The sequence below is a fragment of the Amycolatopsis sp. NPDC059021 genome (assembly GCF_042739895.1).
Lineage (GTDB): Bacteria > Actinomycetota > Actinomycetes > Mycobacteriales > Pseudonocardiaceae > Amycolatopsis.
This window is the reverse complement of record NZ_JBHYIQ010000127.1, coordinates 7,494-13,158: the sequence shown is the minus strand read 5'-3', so window position 1 is coordinate 13,158 and position 5,665 is coordinate 7,494. Positions and strand designations below refer to the sequence as shown.

Genomic DNA, 5,665 nt, shown 5'->3' with positions numbered 1-5,665 from the left:
GCGTCAGACGCCCGTAAGGTGGCCTTAACGGCATTGCGCCAAGAGGGTTGTGGAGGTCGCTTCGGCGGGTATGATCGACGGGGATGGCGACTTTATGGGGAATTTCTTTCGACGCCGCGCCGATATCCGGGCTTGTCGTGGAGTTCGTCAAGACGGCCCGGATATTCCGGGATCGGGGTTTCCGGATCTGTCTCGACCTCGGCTATGACGTCAAAGCCGACAAGAACGCGTTTTTCCGGCCGTACCGGGACGAACAGCGGCAGCTGCCCGAATGGGCCGAGCTGAGCCGGGTTGCCGGAGTCGAGCGACTGCCGGGTTACGGTCCGGAGCTCGTCGCCGAGCTGATGACCGGCCTCGGCTGCCGTGACGAGCGAGTAGACCCCCTGGCAGAACAGCTAAAACGCCTGATCCTCGACGAATGGGCCCGGCTGGACGTGTCCTTCGTGATCGTGGAGAACGGCACGCTGCCGGAGAACGTCGTCTACACCGAGGCGTTGTACCGGGCCATCGAGGAATACGGTACGAGCAGAAGACTCGGCCGGTTCGTCCTCTGGCGTGACCACGATCTGATGTGGCAGAGTGAACCGGGAACGGGAAAATACGGCGAGTTCCCGTATCCGGGCACCGTCGCGCCCCGCGATTCTCCGTTCATTCAGTACGTCGTTCTGCACGCCAGAGCACGCGATCAGATGCTCGACTGGGTGCCGGGCCTGCGCGATCTCACCGTACTCCCCAATACGTTCACGCACGCGACGGCAGAAATCACGTCACGCAACGCCGGATTCCGGGCCGAGTTCGGGATTCCCGGGCACGTCCCGCTGATCGCCCGGTGCACGCGGATCATCCGGCAGAAACGCATCGACCGCGACCTGCACCTGCTCGCCGCGCTGGAAAGCCGGGTCGAGGCATGGCTTTTCGTCGCCGGAGACACCGGCGAATCGCCGGAGGAGTACGCGCGGCTCACGGCGCTGGCCGAAGGGCTGGGGGTGCGAGACAGAGTCGTGTTCGGCGGACGGCTGGCACCGCGGGAAAGTCCGTCGGCCGAGGGGTACTCGGTGCGTGACCTGCTCGCGCACGCGACCGTCATGTCCTTCCTGACCTCCTACGACTACGAAAGCTACGGGAACCCGATCGGCGAGGCCATCGCGTCCCGCGTTCCGTACCTGAGCACGCGCTATGAGCTGTACGACACGGTGTACGGATCGCACGGCTTCCGCGCGCCGGTACTGGACATCATCGCACACGACCTGCCCACCGAGTCCTTTGTGGACGAAGTGGCCGAACTCCTGACCGACGAGCGAAAGCGAGCGGAGATGGCGGAGCACAACTTCCGGCTGGGCGAACGCCGGATCGGCCTGGACCGTGCCGAGGCGCTGGTGGATCGCCTGCTTCCCGCGCCAATGGGCGAGCGGGTCCGGATGAGCGTGGTCGTCCCGGTGTTCAACGAGGCCGCGAACCTGCCATCGGCGCTCGACTCACTCTACGACCAGCGTGACGCCGACGGTGCGCCGCTTGATCGCTCGCTGTACGAGATCGTGCTGGTGGACAACAACTCCACCGACGACACCGCCGACGTCGTCGCCCGGTTCGCCGCCGAGCACCCGGACCTGGCGCTCCACCTCATCCCCGAACCGGAACAGGGCCCGGCGTGCGCCCGCCGCACCGGAATGGACTTCGCCGCCGCGCGCAGCAGGCGCCGGGCCGCCGCCGACGAAGGCCGGTTCTACCTGGTCGGTGCCGACGCGGACTGCCGTGTCGCTCCCGATTGGCTGTGGCAGCTCTTCGCCGCGATGGAGTCGGACAAGAAGGCCATCGGCGTCTGCAACTACTACTACAAACCCGCGCATTTCACGCACCGGCCGCGCCTATGGCACGCGATCGATCGGACGCTGCGCTGCCGCGAGGTCACCTTCTCGCTGTTCGGCGGTTTCCCCGACGGTAAGGGATTCGCGGTGGATCGCGACGTCTACGAGGCCGTCGGCGGCGTCGAAATCTTCTACCAGCTGCGCGACGGGAAGTTCGTCAACCACCTCTCCGACGACTGGGACTTCGGGATCAAGGTCCGTGCTTCGGGCGAGGACATCGGCTACGCGCCGCTCTCTCGCGTCGAAATCAACCCGCGCCGGGTCAACCACGCGATCGAGGAGGTCATCACCGGCACGGCGTACGGGTCGGGCGGCACCATCGTGATGCGCGACATTCGTGTCGACGACCCGGTGGTGGACCGCGAGGTCGATCTCACCGAGGTGCAAGCCCAGCAGGCGTGGGAATTCTCCATCAAGGACTTCACGCCGAAGAACACCATCCTGCCGGTGCTGCTCACCCCGTCCCTTTTGGACGATGCGAAGGTGGTCGAGTTCTTCGGTGCCGAATTGGCGCGGCGCCTTCGGCGGCGGATCGCCGAGATCACCGACGAGATGCGGTTGCGGGATTTCACCCCGATCCACTCGTACAAGACGCCGTCGTTCCGGTTGTACTTCGAATTCCGGGAGGAGATCTTCGCCCGCTTGCGTGCCACGGTCGGCGAAGACATCGGGTACCCGCCGCCGCTTCCGCCGTGTCTCGCCGAAGTCCCGGCGGAACGGTTCGCCGAGTTCGTGCACTACTACTGCGAGGACCGGGAATCCGGCGACGCGCACGACTATTTCGGCAACGGCGGGGTGTTTTGATGGACGCGCTGGAATCCCTGCTCGCGATCGACCCGTCCGCGCCGGTTCCCGCTGTCCAGAAGGCATTGGTCGATTCCGCCAACCGGCACTTGCTCGACTACGTCACCGAGGACCCGTTCGGCGCACATGTCTTTCCTGGCAACGAAGTCGGCTACGCCACGGAAGACTTCCTCGCCGACCTCGACGTCCAACTGGCGGACACCGCGCCGATCCATTTGTGGTCCTACATCCCGACCTGCGCCTATCGCTGCCGCTTCTGCCAGTACCCGGTGGTGCTGGTCAAGGGCGAACCCGAAGTCGCCGACACGAAGGCCGCGCAGTGGGTCGACTGGAACATCCGCGAGGCCAGGCTGTGGCTGGAGAAGGTGCCGAACCTGGCGAAGGCCCCGATCGGCGAGTTCAACGTTTTCGGTGGTACACCGTCGCTGCTGCCCGGCGACGCGATCCGGCGGCTGCTGGACTTCTACCGCGAGAACTTCGCGTTCGGCCCGGACACGACGATCCGGTTCGAGGGCGACCCGAGCACGTTCACCCCGGAGAAGCTGGAACTGCTGGCCGAACTGGGCTGCACGAAGCTGTCGAGCGGGGTGCAGTCGTTCGACGACCACGTCCTGGAGTTGTGCGGCCGCGAGCACACGTCGGCGATGTGCGCCGATTTCGTCCGTAACGCACAGAAGCTCGGATTCGAATGGGTGAGCATCGACCTGATGTACGGCCTGCTCGACCAGAGTGTCGACAGCGTCCGGCGCGATCTGGACGTCGTGCTGGACCTGGCACCGACAGCGGTGGTCTGCACGAAGCTGCACCTGAAGTCCTATTCGGACACTCGAACCGGGGTGGCCGGGGTGCAGCCCGCGGCGTGGCAACTGCCCGACTACCGCGACCGGATGGCCGGGCGCGGGCATCACTGGCCGACGCTGGGGGAGCAGTACCAGATGCGCGAGATCCTCACGGAAGGATTGCGCGGCAACGGGTACACCGAGTGGCCGACGATGTACTTCGCCCGCGGCGGGCAGCCGGAGAAGTGGAAGGCCATCATGGTCGACCAGGACAAGCAGGAGGCCGAGGTCGCGATCGGGCTGGGTGGCAGTTCCAGCTGCCGCGCGTCGGAGGCGATCACCGATGTGCACTGGCAGCGGTACTCGGAGGCGGTGGACGCGGGCCGGATCCCGCTCGGCTCGGCGACGCGGTTCGGCGCGCGGGCGCAGGAGGCGCGCGCGGTGAAGATGGCGCTCACGACGTTGCGCCCGCTGGACGACGCGCTGCATCGCCGCCGCTTCGGCCGCTCCCTGTTCGACGAGCCATGGCTGAGCCGCTTCTCCGCACTGGCCTCGCGCGGCCTCGCCGACCTCGACCCCGCCCGCGGCACCGTCACCCTGACCCCTGACGGCGAAGTCCTCGTCGAAGCGATCATCAACACCGAACTCGCCTGACCCGAGTCCCCCATTCAAACGCCCGAGTTCCACGTTCAGGAGCCCGAGTTCCCCCTTCGCGGCTTCACCGAGTGGGGAACTCGGACGCGCGAGTGTGGGACTCGGCGACGGGAGTGGGGGACTCGCGGTGATGGGTCAGGGGAGCTTCGGGAAGACGACGGAGGCGGCGGAGCGGGCGGCGGCACACGTGGCGTCGTTCGCGTCGCCCGCGGTTTCGACGACGATGAGTTCGGCCTTCTCGTTCCGCCCCGGCGGTCCCGGCGCGGCTTGGGAGGCGTCGACCGTGCAGAACGCTCCGGACGCGCTCACTCGCGCCTCGCGCCCGCCGAGCGCTTCGGCCGGGCCCTGCGGGGCGGTCTGGTCGACCGAGAGCCGCAGGCTCACCTTGCCGCGGATGCAGCTGTGCCCGGACAACGCCGGCGCAAGTTTCGTTTCCGGCCCGCTCACGGCGTCGAGGTCGTGCGTTTCGATCAGCGGGCACGGGTCGACCCGGCCCCACGACTTGTCCGGGAACGCGAGCCTGCCCACCTTGCCCGCGGTGATCGCGGCCAGCGCGCCGCCGACCCCGGCGTCCGCCTTGGCGCAGCGCGCGTCGGCGGGGCCGGGCGTGGTGACGTCGGTCACGGACAGGTTGAGGCGGATCCCGTCGGCGAAGGTGATCACCCGGGTGCAGGTGGTGTCGGTGTTGAACGCCGACTGCTGGACACTCACCCCGGACGGCGTCGGCCCGGCGTAGGAGTCGTACGGCTTGAGGTTCGGGTCGACGTCCGTGGACAGCGGGCCGATCATCACCACCCGGTGGACGTTGTTCTCGGTCAGCTGGGCGCGGCACCACTCGAAGGACGGGCCGGGCGGCTGCACGACCTGTCCCGCGCCGGTCACTCTCGGCAGGTCGAGCAGGCTGCAGTAGTCGATCGTGCCGAAGTCGCCGAGGGCGTTGACCGCGGTCAACGGCGCTGTCGTCGGGGGCTCCGGCGATGCCTGGGGTCTCGCGCATCCGGCGACGAGAACGGCGCTACCCAGGGCAAGGGCCAGTAGTCGGCTGATCCAAGGCACCGGGAGTGAGTATCACTTGTGGTACGGGAAAAGCCACCCCATGTGCGCAATTACCCGTGGCGAAGTGGACGAGCGGTACGGCCGGCCCCTAAGGGATGAGTCCGTCTCTTGCCTGATGCGAACGCGGCTTCACGCTGGTGAACTGGTGTTGTACGGCGGAAGTGCCGCCGACGACGAAGGATGTGACGACGTGAGTACTCCCGTGCCGCAGAAGCTGACCCGGCCGCGCCGTGGCCGCATGATCGCGGGGGTGTGCGCCGGGATCGCGCAACGGTTCGGCATCTCGCCGGGCGTCGTCCGGCTGCTCGCCGTGCTGTCGTGCATCCTGCCGGGGCCGCAGTTCCTGATCTACCTCGTGATGTGGGCCGTCATCCCCAGCGAGTGACCGGCGTCCACAAAGGACTCCAGTGGCGGGGTGGGGCCCCCTCCGGGCGGGCGCCCCCCCCGACGGGGCGGTGCCGCCCCCCCAAAAACAGAACGTATATAGCGGAGAAAGGGCGAAGCGGG

The 5,665-nt window shown here is 67.4% G+C and carries 4 protein-coding genes; 3 read left to right on the top strand and 1 reads right to left on the bottom strand.

What is annotated here, in order from left to right:
- Positions 1–83: 83 nt before the first annotated feature.
- Positions 84–2,669, top strand: coding sequence for a glycosyltransferase (locus tag ACFWX1_RS42860; RefSeq protein ID WP_378395633.1), 2,586 nt, complete (start codon positions 84–86; stop codon positions 2,667–2,669).
- Positions 2,669–4,102: a radical SAM protein gene (locus ACFWX1_RS42855; protein WP_378395632.1), complete on the top strand. Its 1,434-nt coding sequence runs from the start codon at positions 2,669–2,671 to the stop codon at positions 4,100–4,102. Before ACFWX1_RS42860 ends, ACFWX1_RS42855 begins: the two co-directional genes overlap by 1 nt.
- 135 nt (positions 4,103–4,237) lie before the next feature.
- On the opposite strand, the gene ACFWX1_RS42850 is transcribed toward ACFWX1_RS42855, so the two are convergent.
- Complete coding sequence (locus ACFWX1_RS42850; RefSeq protein ID WP_378395631.1) at positions 4,238–5,053, bottom strand: hypothetical protein; 816 nt, start codon at positions 5,051–5,053, stop codon at positions 4,238–4,240.
- Positions 5,054–5,348: 295 nt separating this feature from the next.
- Between ACFWX1_RS42850 and ACFWX1_RS42845 the strand changes: the two genes are divergently transcribed.
- Positions 5,349–5,543 carry a PspC domain-containing protein gene (locus tag ACFWX1_RS42845; RefSeq protein ID WP_378327921.1) on the top strand — a complete coding sequence of 65 codons (195 nt, stop codon included), beginning with the start codon at positions 5,349–5,351 and terminating at the stop codon, positions 5,541–5,543.
- The last annotated feature ends 122 nt before the right edge of the window (positions 5,544–5,665 follow it).

Coding starts and splice junctions, on each gene's coding strand:
- ACFWX1_RS42860 (WP_378395633.1), top strand. CDS start 84: ATGGCGACTTTATGGGGAATTTCTTTCGACGCCGCGCCGATATCCGGG.
- ACFWX1_RS42855 (WP_378395632.1), top strand. CDS start 2,669: ATGGACGCGCTGGAATCCCTGCTCGCGATCGACCCGTCCGCGCCGGTT.